The sequence below is a fragment of the Streptomyces sp. NPDC058751 genome (assembly GCF_042746485.1).
Taxonomy (GTDB): domain Bacteria; phylum Actinomycetota; class Actinomycetes; order Streptomycetales; family Streptomycetaceae; genus Streptomyces.
On sequence record NZ_JBHYPZ010000047.1, the window covers coordinates 45,707 to 61,847 of the forward strand.

Sequence of the window (16,141 nt, forward strand, 5' to 3'; positions counted from 1 at the left end):
CATGAACGCGTGTCAAGACTCTGGGGCCGTCGAGCCCCGTATCCGAGGGGGTCGAGCCATGGGGCGCGGCCGGGCAAAGGCCAAGCAGACGAAGGTCGCCCGCCAGCTGAAGTACAGCAGCGGCGGGACTGACCTCTCGCGTCTGGCCAATGAGCTGGGCGCTTCGACTTCGAGCCAGCCGCCGAATGGCGAGCCGTTCGAAGACGACGACGAGGAAGACGACCCGTACGCACAGTACGCGGATCTCTACAACGACGACGACGAGGACGAGGACGACCAGTCCGGTCCCCAGTCGCAACGTCGCGGCGCTTGACGCAACAGCGTCCCTCGCAGTTTCCGCGATCTCTTCCCGTAGCGGATCTCCTGGCGTGGGTTTCTGGTCGATCCCGCCTGGCGGATTTCTCGTAGCGACTGCACCTCACCCGGTCCGGGGCTTCCATGCCGGACCGGGTTTCGTGCTGCTCCGGGGGCTTCGGCCCGCGTGACCGCGGGCCTCGGCTCCCGTCGTGCATCTCAGCTCGCGTAGTCGCCGACGAGCTCGGCACCCGTCGCGTGGTCACCGCGCTCGGTGATCTCACCGGCGACCCAGGCTTCCACTCCGCGGTCCGCGAGGACGGCGAGGGCGACCTCGGCCGACTCCTCGGGCACGATCGCCATCATGCCGACGCCCATGTTCAGCGTCTTCTCCAGCTCCAGCCGCTCGACGCTTCCGGTCCTGCCGACCAGGTCGAAGACCGGTGCCGGGGTCCAGGTGCCACGGTCGACCACGGCGTGCAGACCGTCCGGGATGACCCGGGCCAGGTTGGCCGCGAGACCGCCGCCGGTGATGTGGCTGAAGGCGTGCACCTCGGTGCTCTTCGTCAGCGTCAGGCAGTCCAGCGAGTAGATCTTGGTGGGCTCCAGGAGCTCCTCGCCGAGCGTGCGGCCGAACTCCTCGACGTGCTGGTCCAGGCGCAGGTTCGCCCGGTCGAAGAGGACGTGCCGGACGAGCGAGTACCCGTTCGAGTGAAGACCGGAGGCCGCCATGGCGATCACCGCGTCACCCGTACGGATGCGATCCGGGCCGAGCAGCTGATCGGCCTCGACCGCGCCCGTGCCGGCGCCCGCCACGTCGAAGTCGTCCGGGCCGAGCAGGCCGGGGTGCTCCGCCGTCTCGCCGCCCACCAGGGCGCAGCCCGCGAGGACACAGCCCTCGGCGATGCCCTTCACGATGGCCGCGACCCGCTCCGGGTGGACCTTGCCCACACAGATGTAGTCGGTCATGAAGAGCGGCTCCGCGCCGCAGACCACGATGTCGTCCATGACCATCGCCACGAGGTCGTGGCCGATGGTGTCGTACACGCCGAGCTGCCGGGCGATGTCGACCTTGGTGCCCACGCCGTCGGTGGCGGAGGCGAGCAGCGGGCGCTCGAAGCGCTTGAGGGCGGAGGCGTCGAAGAGACCGGCGAAGCCGCCGAGGCCGCCGAGGACCTCGGGACGCTGCGTCTTCTTCACCCACTCCTTCATCAGCTCGACGGCGCGGTCGCCCGCCTCGATGTCGACTCCGGCGGCCGCGTAGGACGCGCCGGAAGCAGTGCCCGTCGACGAAGTCGACTGATCGGATACAGCAGACATTGCCTGGGATCTTTCGGGTTGGTGAAACGGGGCTCTGCGGCGCTACGGGCGACGGATGGCGTCAGCCGCGGCCGTGGCTGCGGGACCCGCGGCCAGCTCGGTCTCCAGGAGCTGCTTGCCGAGCAGTTCGGGGTCCGGAAGCTCCATCGGGTACTCGCCGTCGAAGCAGGCGCGGCACAGGTTCGGCTTGTCGATCGTCGTGGCCTCGATCATCCCGTCCAGGGAGATGTACGAGAGCGAGTCGGCGCCGAGCGAGGTGCCGATCTCCTCGATCGTCATGCCGTTCGCGATCAGCTCGGCGCGGGTCGCGAAGTCGATGCCGAAGAAGCAGGGCCACTTCACGGGCGGGGAGGAGATCCGGATGTGGACCTCGGCCGCACCCGCCTCGCGGAGCATCCGGACCAGGGCGCGCTGGGTGTTGCCGCGCACGATCGAGTCGTCGACGACGACCAGGCGCTTGCCCTTGATGACTTCCTTGAGCGGGTTCAGCTTCAGGCGGATCCCGAGCTGGCGGATCGTCTGCGAGGGCTGGATGAAGGTCCGGCCGACGTAGGCGTTCTTGACCAGGCCGGCGCCGAAGGGGATGCCGGAGGCCTCCGCGTAACCGATCGCGGCGGGCGTCCCGGACTCCGGGGTCGCTATCACCAGGTCGGCCTCGACCGGGGCTTCCTTGGCGAGTCTGCGGCCCATCTCGACGCGCGAGAGGTACACGTTCCGGCCGGCGATGTCCGTGTCGGGACGGGCCAGGTAGACGTACTCGAAGACACAGCCCTTGGGCTTCGCTTCCGCGAACCGCGAGGTCCGCAGACCGTTCTCGTCGATGGCGACGAACTCGCCCGGCTCGATCTCGCGCACGAAGCTCGCGCCGCAGATGTCGAGGGCGGCGGACTCGGAGGCCACCACCCAGCCGCGCTCCAGGCGGCCGAGGACCAGCGGGCGGATGCCCTGCGGGTCACGGGCGGCGTACAGGGTGTGCTCGTTCATGAAGACGAGCGAGAAGGCGCCCTTGACCTGGGGGAGGACCTCGTAGGCGGCCTCCTCTATGGTCAGCGGCTTGCCGTCCTCGTCGACCTGGGCCGCGAGGAGCGCGGTGAGCAGGTCGGTGTCGTTGGTGGCCGCCGCGCGAGTGCTGCGGCCTTCCTGCTTGGGCAGGTCGGCGACCATCTCGGCGAGCTGCGCCGTGTTGACGAGGTTGCCGTTGTGGCCGAGCGCGATGGAGCCGTGCGCGGTGGCACGGAACGTCGGCTGGGCGTTCTCCCACACGGAGGCACCGGTGGTCGAGTAGCGGGCGTGACCGACCGCGATATGACCCTGGAGCGAACCGAGCGAGGTCTCGTCGAAGACCTGGGACACGAGGCCCATGTCCTTGAAGACGAGGATCTTGGAGCCGTTGCTGACCGCGATTCCCGCGGATTCCTGACCCCGATGCTGGAGGGCGTAGAGCCCGAAGTAAGTGAGCTTGGCGACCTCTTCGCCGGGAGCCCAGACACCGAAGACGCCGCAAGCGTCCTGGGGGCCTTTCTCACCGGGGAGCAGATCATGACTGAGTCGACCGTCACCACGTGGCACGGCACCGAGTGTAGGCGAGATCGACCACTGGTCCGAATTGGGGATACGGGCTCCCAGTGGATCACTCGGCGGCCACCGCGTCGAGGACCGTGCCGTTCTCGCTGGTCAGCGCGATGCCGCGGTGGTCCAAGGTGTAGGTGACCTTGCCGTCGAAGAGTCCCAGGAGCGTCTTCTCGGTCCTCATGAGTGAGTCTTGGCACATCATTCGGGTCGTCCGGGCCGGACCGAGGGTGATGTTCCCGTCGCCGACGACGGCCCTCCCGGACGCGTGGTTGCAGCCGAACCGGCCCTCGAAGGTGCCGTCCTCGCGGAGGACGAAGTACGCGTCCGTCCCCTTCGGGAGCGGCCGGGAGACGCGGCCGTCGCCCAGTGCCGTGACCGTCCACCGCGTCCCCCGCAGGGGTGCGTCCTTCTCCCGGGTGAGGCTGTCGGCACTTCGGTGCACGCCGGTCGGCGGCGCGGGCTCCGTCCCGGCGGAACCGTCCTCCGCCGTCCGGGCGCCGCACGCGACGGCGAGGGACAGCAGGGCCAGGCCACCGAGGACCGTTCGCCGCTCGTCCATGACGATGTGACGTGAGGGCCGGGTGCCCGGTTCCCCTCCGGGGGACGGCCGTCCGTCGGCTATCCCATCAGCGGGAGCAGGCCGCCGAGGTCGGCGCGCTCGCCGCTCGCGCTGACCTTCGCCTCGTCCAGCGCCGCCTTCCACTCCGTACGTCCCGTCGCGAGCCGGAGCCAGGTCAGCGGGTCCGTCTCGACGACGTTCGGCGGGGTCCCACGGGTGTGCCGGGGCCCCTGCACGCACTGCACGACGGCGTACGGCGGGATCCGGACCTCGGTCGAGGCGCCGGGCGCCTTCACGGCGAGGGCGTCGGCGAGCAGCCGGGTGCAGGCGGCGAGGGCCTGGCGGTCGAAGGGGACGTCCGTGCCGGCGGCGCGGTTCAGGTCGTCGGTGTGGACGACGAGTTCGACCGTGCGGGTGACGAGGAAGTCGGCGAGGGTCATCGCCCCGGCGGGCACGCCGAGCAGCCGGTCGCCGGGGGCGGTGGCCAGGTGCTCGGTGATCCGCGCGCCGACGGCCGCGTAGAGCGCGTCGAGGTCGGGGTGGGCGGCGGCGAGGGCGCGCGTGCCGTCGGCGACGGCCCCGGCGCGGGACGCCGTCCCGAACGGCCAGTCGAGCAGCGCGATTTCCTTCGCGGCGGGCGCGGGCAGGCCGAGCTGGCGGTCCACGACGTCGAGGGACATCGTGATGTGCGCGGCCAGCTCCCGCACGCTCCAGTCCCCGAGCCCGGCCGGGCGTGCCAACTGCTCCTCGCTCAGGGCGCGCACGCCCTCCCGCACGTTCCCGAACTGGGCGAGCACCGCCGCACGGATCCTGGCCGGGTCGTAGGTGCGCGCGCGCTTCCGGGCTGAGGTCATACGGCGAGCCTAAGGGCTGTCCCGGCCGGGCTGGCCGGCGGTGAGCGAGCGTCGGCGAACGGGCCGGGAGCACGGGCGGCCGGCACGGCGAAGGCCCCGCCCGTCGAAACGGGCGGGGCCTTCGTACGAACGCGAGCGGGCGGACCCTCGCGGGAGCGGGCGGGTTACGCCAGCAGCGCCGGGATCGTCCCCTCGTGGGCCGTGCGCAGCTCGTCCAGGGGGAGCGCGAACTCGCCCTGGACCTCCACCGCGTCGCCGTCGACGACACCGATGCGGGTGACGGGCAGACCCCGGGCACCGCACATGTCGTTGAAGCGGAGTTCCTCCGAACGCGGGACGGCGACGACCGCGCGGCCCGCCGACTCCGAGAACAGGAAGGTGAACGCGTCGAGACCGTCGGGCACGACCAGCCGCGCGCCCTTGCCGCCGAGCAGCGCCGACTCGACCACGGCCTGGACCAGACCGCCGTCGGACAGGTCGTGCGCGGAGTCGATCATGCCGTCGCGGGAGGCCGAGATCAGGATCTCGGCGAGCAGCCGCTCGCGCTCCAGGTCGACCTGCGGCGGCAGACCGCCCAGGTGGTCGTGGACGACCTGGGACCAGGCCGAACCGCCGAACTCCTCGCGGGTGTCGCCGAGCAGGTAGAGGAGCTGGCCCTCTTCCTGGAAGGCGACCGGGGTGCGGCGGGCCACGTCGTCGATGACGCCGAGGACGGCCACGACCGGGGTCGGGTGGATGGCCACCTCGCCGGTCTGGTTGTACAGCGAGACGTTGCCGCCGGTCACCGGGGTGCCCAGCTGCTGGCAGGCGTCGGCCAGACCGCGGATCGCCTCGGCGAACTGCCACATGACGGCCGGGTCCTCGGGCGAGCCGAAGTTCAGGCAGTCGGACACGGCGAGCGGCTTGGCGCCGGTCGTCGCGACGTTGCGGTAGGCCTCGGCGAGGGCGAGCTGCGCGCCCGCGTACGGGTCGAGCTTGGCGTAGCGGCCGTTGCCGTCGGTGGCGATGGCGACGCCGAGCCCGGACTCCTCGTCGATGCGGATCATGCCCGAGTCCTCGGGCTGCGCCAGCACCGTGTTGCCCTGCACGAAGTGGTCGTACTGGGAGGTGATCCAGGACTTGGAGGCCTGGTTCGGGGAGGAGACCAGCTTCAGGACCTGGTCCTTCAGCTCCGCGCCGTTCTCCGGGCGGGGCAGCTTGCCGGCGTCGTCGGCCTGGAGCGCGTCCTGCCACTCGGGGCGGGCGTAGGGGCGCTCGTAGACCGGGCCGTCGTGCGCGACCGTGCGCGGGTCGACGTCGACGATCTTGCCGCCGTGCCAGAAGATCTCCAGGCGGTCGCCGTCGGTGACCTCACCGATGACGGTGGCGATGACGTCCCACTTGTCGCAGATCTCCAGGAACCGGTCGACCTTCTCCGGCTCGACGACCGCGCACATGCGTTCCTGCGACTCGCTCATGAGGATCTCCTCGGGCGAGAGCGTGGAGTCGCGCAGCGGTACGTCGTCCAGGGTGACGCGCATGCCGCCGGAGCCGTTGGAGGCGAGCTCGGAGGTGGCGCAGGACAGGCCGGCCGCGCCGAGGTCCTGGATGCCGACGACCAGCTTCTCGGCGAAGGCCTCCAGGGTGCACTCGATGAGGAGCTTCTCCTGGAAGGGGTCGCCGACCTGGACGGCCGGGCGCTTCGAGGGCTTGGCGTCGTCGAAGGTCTCGGAGGCGAGGATCGAGGCGCCGCCGATGCCGTCGCCGCCCGTGCGGGCCCCGTAGAGGATGACCTTGTTGCCGGTGCCGGACGCCTTCGCGAGGTGGATGTCCTCGTGCCGCATGACGCCGATGGCACCGGCGTTGACCAGCGGGTTTCCCTGGTAGCAGGCGTCGAAGACGACCTCGCCGCCGATGTTCGGCAGGCCCAGGCAGTTGCCGTAGCCGCCGATGCCGGCGACGACGCCGGGCAGGACGCGCTTGGTGTCGGGGTGGTCGGCGGCGCCGAAGCGCAGCGGGTCCACGACCGCGACCGGGCGGGCGCCCATGGCGATGATGTCGCGCACGATGCCGCCGACGCCGGTGGCCGCGCCCTGGTAGGGCTCGACGTACGACGGGTGGTTGTGCGACTCGACCTTGAAGGTGACCGCGTAGCCCTGGCCGACGTCGACCACGCCCGCGTTCTCGCCGATGCCGACGAGGAGCGCGTCGCTCTGCGGGGCCTTCTCGCCGAACTGGCGCAGGTGCACCTTCGACGACTTGTAGGAGCAGTGCTCGGACCACATGACGGAGTACATGGCGAGCTCGGCGCCGGTGGGCCGGCGGCCGAGGATCTCGACGACGCGCTCGTACTCGTCCTTCTTCAGGCCCAGTTCGGCCCAGGGCAGCTCGACGTCGGGGGTCGCGGCCGCGTGCTCGACCGTGTCCAGAGGCGTGCGGCTCATGCGTTGACCAGCTTCTTGAGGATCGAGGTGAAGAAGGGGAGGCCGTCGGTGCGGCCGGTACCGATCAGCGGCTCGACGGCGTGCTCGGGGTGCGGCATGAGGCCGACGACGTTCCCGGCCTCGTTGGTGATGCCGGCGATGTCCCGCAGCGAGCCGTTCGGGTTGAAGTCGACGTACCGGAAGGCGACCCGGCCCTCCGCCTCCAGCTTGTCGAGCGTGTACTCGTCGGCGACGTACCGGCCGTCCATGTTCTTCAGCGGGATGTGGATCTCCTGGCCGGCCGTGTAGTCGGCGGTCCAGGCGGTGTCCGCGTTCTCCACCCGCAGCTTCTGGTCGCGGCAGATGAAGTGGAGGTGGTCGTTGCCGAGCATCCCGCCGGGGAGCAGGTGCGCCTCGGTGAGGACCTGGAAGCCGTTGCAGATGCCGAGGACCGGCATTCCGGCCTTCGCCTGCTCGATGACGGTCTCCATCACCGGCGAGAAGCGCGAGATGGCGCCCGCCCGCAGATAGTCGCCGTACGAGAAACCGCCGGGCAGCACGACGGCGTCGACCTGCTTGAGGTCCTTGTCCTTGTGCCAGAGGGCCACGGGCTCGGCGCCCGCGAGCCTGATCGCGCGCTGCGTGTCGCGGTCGTCGAGGCTGCCCGGAAAGGTGACGACTCCAATGCGAGCGGTCACTTTCCGGCCTCCGCGACTTCCTCGACCTTGACGGTGAAGTCCTCGATCACGGTGTTGGCGAGGAAGGATTCCGCCAGTTCGTGGATGCGGGCGAGCGCGGCGTCGTCCACCGGTCCGTCCACTTCCAGTTCGAAACGCTTTCCCTGACGGACGTCGGAGATGCCTTCGAAACCGAGGCGCGGCAGTGCACGCTGCACCGCCTGGCCCTGGGGGTCGAGGATCTCCGGCTTGAGCATGACGTCGACTACGACGCGTGCCACTGGCACTCCCGGTGTGTGGTGCTGAGCAGGTCCCTTCAGACTACCCGCACAAAATTTCTACTCGCGTAGATTCGTAGATTCCTACGTGAGCCCGATCACGATCACGCATCGACGCGGGGGCATGCACGGAAAATCCTGGGAAAAACCGCAGAAGAACGGCAGGACCCCATTGCCATCGGGCGCGCGAGAGGATTTAGTCGGGCTTCACATTGCAATGCCGGGCACTGTACAAATGAATTGGCAATAGCCGATACTTTGCTCGATAACAGCCGGACAGTCGACATCTCGGCGACAACTCCGTGACGTCCGCGCACGTCATGACCGTTGATCGCGAAGGTGTCGCACGAAGGGACCGATATTCGTGGCGCAGCGTGTCGTGGTCACTCTCTTTGACGACATCGACGGCTCGGAAGCGGCGGAAACGATCGCCTTCGGACTCGACGGCAAGTCGTACGAGATCGACCTCAATCCAACCAATGCCGAGGAACTGCGCAAGGCCCTCGAGCCGTACGTCGAGGCCGGCCGCAAGCGGTCCAAGTCCGGGAAGGCGTACACGCACACCGCGCTGACGCCGGATCCCGCGGCGGTCCGCGCCTGGGCCCGCTCCAACAAGATGGACGTGCCGCCGCGCGGCCGGATCCCCAAGAAGGTCTACGAGGCGTTCGCCGAGGCGCACTGATCCGGCGCCCGCTCCGGACCGGTCCGGGTGCCCCGCCGGGGTGCCCGGCCGGGTCCTCCGCCGGCCCCCGGAGAACCGACTTGCGCTGACCCCCGTCCGATCAGCTAGAGTCTGGAACACGCCGAGGGGCAAGGCCGAAAAAGCCGGAACCCGAAGGTCGTGCGGGTGTAGTTCAGTAGTAGAACATCCCCCTTCCAGGGGGAAGGCGCAGTGTGCAATTCCTGTCACCCGCTCTGCACTTCTTACCGATCACAATGGGGGTACCCCCTGCTCGAGCTTGTCGAGAGCTTGGGGGACGATCAGGTAGGGTGGTGCTCGCGCCGATCGGTGGAAGCCGGTCGGAGGCAATGCGGACGTAGCTCAGTTGGTAGAGCGCAACCTTGCCAAGGTTGAGGTCGCGAGTTCGAGCCTCGTCGTCCGCTCAGTGAAGAAGGCCCCGGTCAGTGGACCGGGGCCTTTCTCGTGTCCCCGTGCGCTTCGACGTCCTGCCGACACGGTGCCGAAGCCCTCTGACATTTGTCATGCCGAGTGATGACACCGCGCACTGCCGCCGGGATCCGTCCGCACCGACGCTGATCCCATGGACACGAACGAACACGACGACGTGATCGAGGTCACGGATCTGCGGCGTGTGTACGGGGGCGGCGGAAAGGATTTCGAGGCGGTGCGCCGAGTCACCTTCTCGGTGGGCCGCGGTGAGATCTTCGCGCTCCTCGGCACCAACGGCGCGGGCAAGACCTCCACCGTCGAACTGATCGAGGGCCTGGCTCCACCCGCGGGCGGACGCGTGCGGGTCCTCGGGCACGATCCGTACGCGGACCGGGCCGCCGTACGACCCCGTATCGGCGTGATGCTCCAGGAGGGCGGCTTCCCTTCCGAGCTGACGGTCGCCGAGACCGCGCGGATGTGGGCGGCGTGCACCAGCGGGTCCCGGCCCCCCGCACGGATCCTGGACCGGGTCGGGCTCGCGCACCGCTCGCGGGTGCGCGTGAAGCAGTTGTCCGGCGGCGAGAGGCGGCGCCTGGACCTGGCGCTCGCGCTCCTCGGCGACCCCGAGGTCCTCTTCCTCGACGAACCCACGACCGGACTCGACGTGGAAGGCCGCCGGAGCACCTGGGAGTTGGTCCGCGAACTGCGCGACGGCGGGACCACGGTCCTGCTGACCACCCACTACCTGGAGGAGGCGGAGGCGCTCGCCGACCGGCTGGCGATCCTGCACGAAGGACGTGTCGCGGCCCTCGGCACCCCGGCGGAGGTGACCGCCTCCCAGCCCTCGCACGTCTCCTTCGAACTGCCCGACGGCTACCTCCTCGGAGACCTGCCCCCGCTGCCGGGGCTCGGGGTGAGCGGCCACGAGACGACGGGCCGGACGATCCGGCTGCGCACCGGCGAACTCCAGCGGACGGCCACGGCCCTGCTGGTGTGGGCCGAGCGGGCGCGCGTCGAGCTGCGGGGGCTCGACATGCGCTCGGCCTCCCTGGAGGAGGCGTTCCTGCGGATCTCGCGGGAGGCGGCCGGGCACGGGCCGGTCGGACCGGACGGACCGGACGGATCGCTCGGGCCGGACGGATCGGACGGGTTGGACGGACCGGGGAAGACCGCGGACACGCGGAAGACGCGCACGAGGGGAACTGCGGCATGAGCGGGACAACGGTCACCACCGGTGTCGGCACGGCCCGGACCACGGCCGCCGGCCGGACGAGAGCGCTGGCACGCGCCGAACTGACCCTGCTGGGCCGCGCACGGGCGACCCTCGCCGCCGCGGTGCTCGTGCCGATGGTCATGCCGTTCATGCTCCGCTCGAACCTCGGGTCGATGGATCTGAAGGGCACCGGCCTCACCGCCGGTTCGGTCCTGCTCCCCTCCTCCATCGGCTTCTCGCTCCTCTTCGCCGTCTACAGCTCCCTGGCGAGCGTGTACACGGCCCGCCGCGAGGAACTCGTCCTCAAGCGGCTGCGCACCGGCGAGCTGCGGGACCTGGAGATCCTCGCGGGCGCCGCGCTGCCCTCGGTGGCGATCGGCCTCGCCCAGTGCCTGCTCCTGACCGCCGCCTACGGGGCGGCACTCGGCGTCGGGATGCCCGAGAAGCCCCAACTCGTCCTGCTGGGGCTGCTGTCGGCGTTCATCACCTGGCCGGCGCTCGCGGCCGTCACCGCGAGCTTCAGCAGGAGCGTCGAGGGCGCCCAGATCGCGGCCACCCCGCTGACCCTGGTGTCGCTGCTCGGCTCCGGGACCTTCATCCCCCTGGAGATGCTGCCCGACGGCACGGCCCCGTTCTGCGAACTGCTGCCGCTCACCCCGGTGATCACCCTGATCCGCGGCGGCTGGACCGGACACCTCTCCGCCCACGACACCGTCGGCGCCCTCGTCACGGCGGTGGCCTGGACCGCGATCGCCGTGTTTGCTGTACGACGGTGGTTCCGCTGGGAACCTCGGCGATGAGCACGGGGGTGGGGATGGCCAGGCCGTCCGGCTGGTGGCGGGGCAAGAGCACACCGGCGAAGGTCGAGACGTACACCCGGTGGTCGTTCCACTTCTTCGCGCTGATCGAAGCCGCCCTGATCGGACTGCCCGTCTTCGGGAACATGCCGACAGGGCGCGGCTGGGCGGTGCTCCTGCTGATGTGCGGGCACTCGGTGCTCTGCGCGGTGACGGCCTCGCGGGCGCTGGACTGGACGCGCGGCAGCCGGGAGCAGCCCCGGCCGACGCTGCTGGCCCTGGCCACGAGCACCTGTGTGACGGCCGTCGCGGGGGCCGTCCTCTCGGGCAGCCCCTGGCATCCGGAGAGCGACGACGCGCTCGTGGTCGCCTCCACGCTGGTCGTCGGTGTCACCGCGTTCGGCACCGGCACGGTCGCGCTCGGGATCCGCGACCGGCGCCGGATGACGTACGTCGTGCTCGGCGCGGCCGCGGGCACCGGGGTGCTCTGCCTGCCCCTCGGCTTCACGGGCCCCGCCGCGCTGATCACCGCCGTCCTGGTGCTGCTGTCCGCCGGTTTCCTCACCTTCACGGCGGCCTTCTCCGTCTGGCTCCTCGACGCCGTGTACGAACTCGACGCGGCCCGCGAGACCCGCACCCGGCTCGCCGTCGCCGAGGAACGGCTGCGCTTCGGCCGCGATCTGCACGACGTGATGGGCCGCAACCTCGCGGTGATCGCCCTCAAGAGCGAACTCGCCGTACAGCTCGCCCGGCGCGGTCGGCCCGAGGCCATGGACCAGATGACCGAGGTGCAGCGGCTCGCGCGGGAGTCCCAGCGAGAGGTGCGCGAGGTCGTACGGGGTTACCGCGAGGCCGATCTCGCAAACGAACTGGCGGGATCCCAAGGCGTGTTGACGGCCGCCGGCATCGACTGCGCCGTCACCGGCACGGCCGCGGGGCTGCCGGCACAGGTCCAGTCGGCGCTCGGCTGGGTCGTGCGGGAGGCGACCACCAACGTGCTGCGGCACGGGAACGCCAGGTCGTGCGCGTTGTCCCTGCGGGTGACGGACGGGCGGGTGACGCTCACCGTCGAGAACGACGGGGTGCCCGACCGGGCGGGACCGGGCCCCGGTCCTGACGGCGGTCCGGTGCCCGGCAGGGGCAGCGGGCTCGTGGGGCTGCGGGAGCGGCTGGAGGAGGTGGGCGGGGTGCTGCGGGCCGGCGCGAGCGGCGGAGTGTTCCGGCTGACGGCGGACGTGCCGTTGCGCTCCTCCCCGGAGGCGCGCACAACCTCTTTCGGCAACACTCCCCCGGCCCCGGGCACTCACGGCGACCCGGCCCCGGACACCGGCACAGGCACCCTCGGCAGCCCGGCCCCGGCCCGGCGCGCGGCGGCACCCGGCAGCACGGGCGCGGGTGCGGGCGTCCGTGGCGACACGGCACCGGACACCGGAACGGGTGCCCTCGGCAGCCCGGCCCCGGGCGCCCGCACGGCCGTGACCGGCGGCTCGGCCCCGGGTGGGTGCGCGGTCGCTCCCGGTGTCGCGGCCCCGGCGGGCAACGAGACGTCCGAGGATTCGGCGGGCCCGCAGGGCTCGTGTCAGGTGAGGGAGGGCACCCCATGACGTTCCCGTCGCCCGGCGCGCCCGTGCCCGGCGTTCCCGTGCGGCTGCTGCTCGCCGACGACGAGCATCTGATCCGGGGAGCGCTGGCCGCGCTGCTCGGGCTGGAGGACGACCTGGTCGTGGTCGCCGAAGCCGCGACCGGACCGGAGGCGCTGGCGATGGCGCTGGCGCACGCGCCCGATGTCGCCGTCCTGGATCTTCAGATGCCGGGGGCGGACGGTGTGAGCGTGGCCACATCGCTGCGGACCGAACTGCCCGCCTGCCAGGTGCTGATCGTGACGAGCCACGGGCGGCCGGGACATCTGAAACGGGCGCTCGCGGCGGGTGTGCGCGGGTTCGTCCCGAAGACGGTCAGTGCGCGGCGGCTCGCGGAGATCATCCGTACCGTCCACGCGGGAAACCGTTACGTGGACCCGGAGTTGGCCGCCGACGCGATCTCCGCCGGGGACTCGCCGCTGACCGCGCGCGAGGCCGAGGTGCTCGAATTCGCCGCCGACGGGGCGCCCGTGGCGGAGATCGCGGAACGGGCCGCGCTGTCCCAGGGAACGGTGCGGAACTACCTGTCGTCGGCCGTCTCCAAACTGGGCGCGGAAAACCGGCACGCGGCAGTGCGTCTCGCACGGGAGCGAGGTTGGGTATAGTTGCTCTCGCGCCACGGCGCATGCGGACGTAGCTCAGTTGGTAGAGCGCAACCTTGCCAAGGTTGAGGTCGCGAGTTCGAGCCTCGTCGTCCGCTCAGCAGAAGAAGCCCCCGACCTCGGTCGGGGGCTTCTTCGTGTGCGCGGACCGCTCCGCGTACGCGGGCCCGGCCGCTGGCCGGGCCCGCGTACGGCGTCAGGACCAGCTCACGCCCGTCAGACGCTCGTACGCCTCGATGTACTTGGCGCGGGTGGCTTCCACGACGTGCTCGGGCAGGGCGGGCGGCGGCTGCTCGCTCTTGCGGTCCCAGCCCGACTCGGCGGAGGTCAGCCAGTCGCGGACGTACTGCTTGTCGAAGGACGGCTGCGCGTGACCCGGCTCCCAGACGTCGGCGGGCCAGAAGCGCGAGGAGTCCGGCGTCAGCACCTCGTCGGCGAGGACGAGCGTCTCCCCGTCGTAGCCGAACTCGAACTTGGTGTCCGCGAGGATGATGCCCCGGTCGCGGGCGATGTCACGGGCACGGCCGTAGATCGCGAGGGTCGCCTGGCGCAGCTCGGCCGCGGTGTCGGCGCCGACCTGACGGGCGACCTCCTCGTACGAGACGTTCTCGTCGTGCTCGCCGACCGCCGCCTTGGTCGCCGGGGTGAAGATCGGCGCGGGCAGCTCCGAGCCGTCGACGAGCCCCTCGGGGAGCGCGAGACCGCAGACCGTGCGGGACTCGTCGTACTCGACGAGGCCCGAGCCGGTCAGATAGCCGCGGGCGACGCATTCGACCGGCGCCATCCGCAGGGACTTGCAGATCAGGGTGCGGCCGGCCCAGTCGGCCGGGGCGCCCGGCGGGAGTTCGGTGCTCAGCACGTGGTTGGGCGCCAGTTCGGAGAGCTGGTCGAACCACCACAGGGAGAGCTGGGTGAGTGTGCGGCCCTTGTCGGGGATCTCGGTGGGGAGAACCCAGTCGTAGGCGGAGATGCGGTCGCTGGCGACCATCACGAGGTCGCCCGCCTCGTTCTGGTACAGATCGCGCACCTTGCCGGTGTGCAGATGCACCAGACCCGGCACCTGAAGGGGCTCGGGCTTTTCGACGAATCCGGACACGGTTCCTCCCCGTGGTTCTGTCCAATGCGCTCGATTCTCCCGTACGGGATGAGCCGGTGTGGACAGGGGGCGTGCCGGGCGTGTGCGGGCACCCCCTGGCGCGGGTGCGTCACGGGGTGCCCGACGGGGGCTTCCTCAGTCGTGTTTGCAGATGCGGTCGAGGAGATTGGCGGTGGCCCGCTGGATACGGGGGTCCACGTGCCCGGGGCGGTCGAGGGCCGGGGACCACGCGAACGTCCCGGACGCGAAGACCAGGGCGCCGGACGGGGCGCGGTAGAGCGAGGTCTCCTGATGGCGCACGACGCCCTCGCTGTCGGGGTACGGGGAGTGCGCGAGCAGGATCCGGTCCTGGTGCTCGGGCAGTGGGGTGCGCGGGAAGTAACGGTCCGCCTCGCCCGCGACCATGCCCTCCACCTCGTCGCCGTCGTGCGCCCCGGTCGCCTCCCACAGCCAGTGGTCGGCGTTGCGGACGATCAGCGGATGCGGCTCGGGGACGCGCCCGGCGTACTGGATGCCGATGAGCTGCTGCTCCGGGCGGTCGATCTCGCGCCACAGAACGGGCTTTCCGGGACCCCTGCGCTTGCGGCACGTCAGCAGCCGGTCGGCGACGCCCGACGGGGACGGTCCCAGCTCCACCTGCCAGTACATGGTGTTGGCGGAGAGGAAGACGAGCGAGGTGCCGTGCTCGCGGGCGAGTTCCGTGGTGCGGCGCATCTGCGGTGACCAGTACTCGTCGTGGCCGGGGAAGACCAGGCCGCGGTAGCGGGTGGGGTCCACGCGGCCCGCGTGCAGATCGCGGGCGTCGGCGTAGGCGAGGTCGTAGCCGTAGCGCTCGGCCCAGCGGATGAAGTCGTAGGCGTGGCCGACGTGGAGGGGCAGGCCCGCGCCCGCGTACGGGCGGTCGAAGGAGACGGTCGTCGCGGCGTCGGCCTCCCCGAGGAGCCGGCCGCTCTCGTCCCAGGCGTGGTAGAGGCTGGCGCCGATGTGGCCGTCCTCCGGGTACAGGTTGTACGCCTGCCAGGTGATGTCCGGGAGCAGCAGGAGCAGGTCGGCCGTCTGGTGGTTGCGGACGGTGAAGGGCACGTGCGAGCGGTAGCCGTCGAGGGTGGTCAGGACGGCGACGTAGGCTCCGACGTTCCAGTAGGACGGGATCTGCAGGCGCCAGGAGAGCCACCAGTGGTGGCAGGAGACCGTGCGGTCGGCGGTGAGCGGCGGCGGCTGGACGATCCCGGAGAGCCGGGGGCTCGTGGTGATCTTGCTGGCGCCGTCACCGCCGTAGTGGCCGATGCGGTAGATGTCGACGCTGAACTCCTGCGGCGGGTCGACCGTCACGTGGAAGTCGATGGACTCGCCGGGGGCTGTGGCACCCGTGCTGGTGAAGCCCTTGATCTGGCGGTGGACGTCGTCGGCGGAGCGGGGGCCCGGATCCGTGCGCGGGCGGGCGTGGGAGGTGGAGCGCGGCGCCGGGATCCGGGAGGCGCCGGCCGTCGGCTGGGGTGCTTCGGTGTCCACGTACCAGGGGACGACGTGGCCGGTGTCGTCGAAGTAGGTCTCGCTGCCGCGGAGCCAGGGAACGGGTCCCAGGCCGAAGGGATCCGTGACGGCGTGCGCGAGTGCCCCCGACTCCCAGCGGCGGATCTGCTCAGATCCCATGCCCGCACCCCTCCCTCGTGCCCCCGTCGTACCGGCAAGCCCTTGCCCTGTGCTCGATCGGTCCCAGCACATC

14 protein-coding genes, 3 tRNA genes and 1 pseudogene are annotated in these 16,141 nt (G+C 70.9%); 9 read left to right on the forward strand and 9 right to left on the reverse strand.

Annotated elements, in window-relative coordinates:
• Positions 1 to 58 precede the first annotated feature (58 nt).
• The gene (locus ACFW6B_RS33570; RefSeq protein WP_037615441.1) at positions 59 to 313 is read left to right on the forward strand and encodes a DUF3073 domain-containing protein; all 255 of its coding nucleotides are present in this window, start codon (positions 59 to 61) and stop codon (positions 311 to 313) included.
• Positions 314 to 513: 200 nt separating this feature from the next.
• Here ACFW6B_RS33570 and purM read toward each other — a convergent pair whose 3' ends face one another.
• The 7 genes from purM to purS form a co-directional block, all read right to left on the reverse strand.
• On the reverse strand, positions 514 to 1,614 hold the full coding sequence (gene purM, locus ACFW6B_RS33575) for a phosphoribosylformylglycinamidine cyclo-ligase (protein ID WP_386602155.1): 1,101 nt from the start codon (positions 1,612 to 1,614) through the stop codon (positions 514 to 516).
• A 42-nt stretch (positions 1,615 to 1,656) separates the two neighbouring features.
• Positions 1,657 to 3,183 (reverse strand): amidophosphoribosyltransferase, encoded by a 1,527-nt coding sequence (purF, locus tag ACFW6B_RS33580; RefSeq protein WP_386602157.1) that lies wholly within the window; start codon positions 3,181 to 3,183, stop codon positions 1,657 to 1,659.
• Positions 3,184 to 3,244: 61 nt separating this feature from the next.
• The gene (locus tag ACFW6B_RS33585; protein ID WP_386602158.1) at positions 3,245 to 3,745 is read right to left on the reverse strand and encodes an META domain-containing protein; all 501 of its coding nucleotides are present in this window, start codon (positions 3,743 to 3,745) and stop codon (positions 3,245 to 3,247) included.
• Between the two features lie 59 nt (positions 3,746 to 3,804).
• Positions 3,805 to 4,599 (reverse strand): sterol carrier family protein, encoded by a 795-nt coding sequence (locus ACFW6B_RS33590; RefSeq protein ID WP_386602160.1) that lies wholly within the window; start codon positions 4,597 to 4,599, stop codon positions 3,805 to 3,807.
• Between the two features lie 164 nt (positions 4,600 to 4,763).
• Complete coding sequence (gene purL / locus ACFW6B_RS33595; RefSeq protein WP_386602162.1) at positions 4,764 to 7,022, reverse strand: phosphoribosylformylglycinamidine synthase subunit PurL; 2,259 nt, start codon at positions 7,020 to 7,022, stop codon at positions 4,764 to 4,766.
• On the reverse strand, positions 7,019 to 7,699 hold the full coding sequence (gene purQ, locus ACFW6B_RS33600) for a phosphoribosylformylglycinamidine synthase subunit PurQ (protein WP_386602164.1): 681 nt from the start codon (positions 7,697 to 7,699) through the stop codon (positions 7,019 to 7,021). The genes purL and purQ overlap by 4 nt, the downstream gene beginning before the upstream one ends.
• Positions 7,696 to 7,959: a phosphoribosylformylglycinamidine synthase subunit PurS gene (gene purS / locus ACFW6B_RS33605; protein WP_009313473.1), complete on the reverse strand. Its 264-nt coding sequence runs from the start codon at positions 7,957 to 7,959 to the stop codon at positions 7,696 to 7,698. The genes purQ and purS overlap by 4 nt, the downstream gene beginning before the upstream one ends.
• A gap of 361 nt (positions 7,960 to 8,320) precedes the next feature.
• Here purS and ACFW6B_RS33610 point away from each other — a divergent pair, with 361 nt between their 5' ends.
• The 8 genes and pseudogenes from ACFW6B_RS33610 (at position 8,321) to ACFW6B_RS33645 (ending at position 13,417) form a co-directional block, all read left to right on the forward strand.
• Positions 8,321 to 8,638 (forward strand): Lsr2 family protein, encoded by a 318-nt coding sequence (locus tag ACFW6B_RS33610; RefSeq protein ID WP_339130310.1) that lies wholly within the window; start codon positions 8,321 to 8,323, stop codon positions 8,636 to 8,638.
• A gap of 161 nt (positions 8,639 to 8,799) precedes the next feature.
• Positions 8,800 to 8,871 (forward strand) — tRNA-Gly (locus ACFW6B_RS33615).
• Between the two features lie 116 nt (positions 8,872 to 8,987).
• A tRNA-Gly gene (locus ACFW6B_RS33620) sits at positions 8,988 to 9,060 on the forward strand.
• Between the two features lie 158 nt (positions 9,061 to 9,218).
• The gene (locus tag ACFW6B_RS33625) at positions 9,219 to 10,280 is read left to right on the forward strand and encodes an ABC transporter ATP-binding protein (RefSeq protein ID WP_386602167.1); all 1,062 of its coding nucleotides are present in this window, start codon (positions 9,219 to 9,221) and stop codon (positions 10,278 to 10,280) included.
• Positions 10,277 to 11,080, forward strand: coding sequence for an ABC transporter permease (locus ACFW6B_RS33630; protein WP_386602169.1), 804 nt, complete (start codon positions 10,277 to 10,279; stop codon positions 11,078 to 11,080). Before ACFW6B_RS33625 ends, ACFW6B_RS33630 begins: the two co-directional genes overlap by 4 nt.
• 14 nt (positions 11,081 to 11,094) lie before the next feature.
• Positions 11,095 to 12,330: pseudogene (locus tag ACFW6B_RS33635) on the forward strand (sensor histidine kinase); the annotation flags it as partial.
• A 347-nt stretch (positions 12,331 to 12,677) separates the two neighbouring features.
• The gene (locus tag ACFW6B_RS33640; protein WP_386602171.1) at positions 12,678 to 13,322 is read left to right on the forward strand and encodes a response regulator; all 645 of its coding nucleotides are present in this window, start codon (positions 12,678 to 12,680) and stop codon (positions 13,320 to 13,322) included.
• Positions 13,323 to 13,344: 22 nt separating this feature from the next.
• Positions 13,345 to 13,417 (forward strand) — tRNA-Gly (locus tag ACFW6B_RS33645).
• Positions 13,418 to 13,515: 98 nt separating this feature from the next.
• Here ACFW6B_RS33645 and ACFW6B_RS33650 read toward each other — a convergent pair.
• Positions 13,516 to 14,415, reverse strand: coding sequence for a phosphoribosylaminoimidazolesuccinocarboxamide synthase (locus ACFW6B_RS33650; protein WP_386602173.1), 900 nt, complete (start codon positions 14,413 to 14,415; stop codon positions 13,516 to 13,518).
• A gap of 135 nt (positions 14,416 to 14,550) precedes the next feature.
• On the reverse strand, positions 14,551 to 16,068 hold the full coding sequence (locus ACFW6B_RS33655; protein ID WP_386602175.1) for a N,N-dimethylformamidase beta subunit family domain-containing protein: 1,518 nt from the start codon (positions 16,066 to 16,068) through the stop codon (positions 14,551 to 14,553).
• Between the last annotated feature and the right edge of the window lie 73 nt (positions 16,069 to 16,141).

What these genes read in the sequence shown, in the direction of transcription:
- ACFW6B_RS33570 (WP_037615441.1), top strand. Translation starts at nt 59, where the DNA reads ATGGGGCGCGGCCGGGCAAAGGCCAAGCAGACGAAGGTCGCCCGCCAG.
- purM (WP_386602155.1), bottom strand. Translation starts at nt 1,614, where the DNA reads ATGTCTGCTGTATCCGATCAGTCGACTTCGTCGACGGGCACTGCTTCC.
- ACFW6B_RS33585 (WP_386602158.1), bottom strand. Translation starts at nt 3,745, where the DNA reads ATGGACGAGCGGCGAACGGTCCTCGGTGGCCTGGCCCTGCTGTCCCTC.
- ACFW6B_RS33590 (WP_386602160.1), bottom strand. Translation starts at nt 4,599, where the DNA reads ATGACCTCAGCCCGGAAGCGCGCGCGCACCTACGACCCGGCCAGGATC.
- purL (WP_386602162.1), bottom strand. Translation starts at nt 7,022, where the DNA reads ATGAGCCGCACGCCTCTGGACACGGTCGAGCACGCGGCCGCGACCCCC.
- ACFW6B_RS33625 (WP_386602167.1), top strand. Translation starts at nt 9,219, where the DNA reads ATGGACACGAACGAACACGACGACGTGATCGAGGTCACGGATCTGCGG.
- ACFW6B_RS33630 (WP_386602169.1), top strand. Translation starts at nt 10,277, where the DNA reads ATGAGCGGGACAACGGTCACCACCGGTGTCGGCACGGCCCGGACCACG.
- ACFW6B_RS33640 (WP_386602171.1), top strand. Translation starts at nt 12,678, where the DNA reads ATGACGTTCCCGTCGCCCGGCGCGCCCGTGCCCGGCGTTCCCGTGCGG.
- ACFW6B_RS33655 (WP_386602175.1), bottom strand. Translation starts at nt 16,068, where the DNA reads ATGGGATCTGAGCAGATCCGCCGCTGGGAGTCGGGGGCACTCGCGCAC.